The sequence below is a fragment of the Bartonella sp. AA74HLJMH genome (genome assembly GCF_042197045.1).
In the GTDB taxonomy this organism is placed as follows: domain Bacteria; phylum Pseudomonadota; class Alphaproteobacteria; order Rhizobiales; family Rhizobiaceae; genus Bartonella.
The window spans coordinates 1-559 of sequence record NZ_JBHIRJ010000161.1; the positions used below are offsets into that span (position 1 = coordinate 1).

Consider the following 559-nt stretch of genomic DNA (forward strand, 5'->3'; position numbering starts at 1 on the left):
GTTTGATTTCACAATCGTTCGTTTTTTCCACTAATTCCGTTTGTGTGGTACTTAGTTCACTCATCTTGATTTCCTCCATTGGAGCGCAATTCACCCGTGGCGTGAATCACGCATGTGTTGAAAGTTGTTTGTGTGGTTAGAAACGGTTTATAGAGAGACTATAAGATTAGTCGTTCGTATTTCTTTTCCATAATTGTTGCTTTTAATGCATGCTTTGTCTTTTAAGCTCTTGTGACAGCACACCAATTCCTTTTGCTGTGATTTTTGCGCAAGGAATGACCTTTTCTATTCCATTTGCGGTTTGAAGTGTGATAGTTGGACAATCCATAAGTTTCTTTTGGATTTTGTCTTGATAAGGAAGCAAATTTCCACCTACTGCTCGTCTGTAAACCCAACCTTTTTTCTGTAAGAATTGAATGAATTGTTTTGGTTGCATCTCAAGTATTTTAGCGGCTTCTGTAAGACCAAAGAGTCCATCATGGCGCTGTAAGCTTTCAAGAGCCATGGCTTTTGGTGTTAAATCTTCAATGATGGTGTCTTTTTGATCTATTTGACCTTG

1 protein-coding gene is annotated in these 559 nt (G+C 38.3%); it reads right to left on the reverse strand.

Going from position 1 to position 559, the window contains the following annotated elements:
- Nucleotides 1-202: 202 nt before the first annotated feature.
- A partial coding sequence (locus ACFINH_RS10345; RefSeq protein WP_375633090.1) for a phage antirepressor KilAC domain-containing protein occupies nucleotides 203-559 on the reverse strand: 357 nt, incomplete at its 5' end.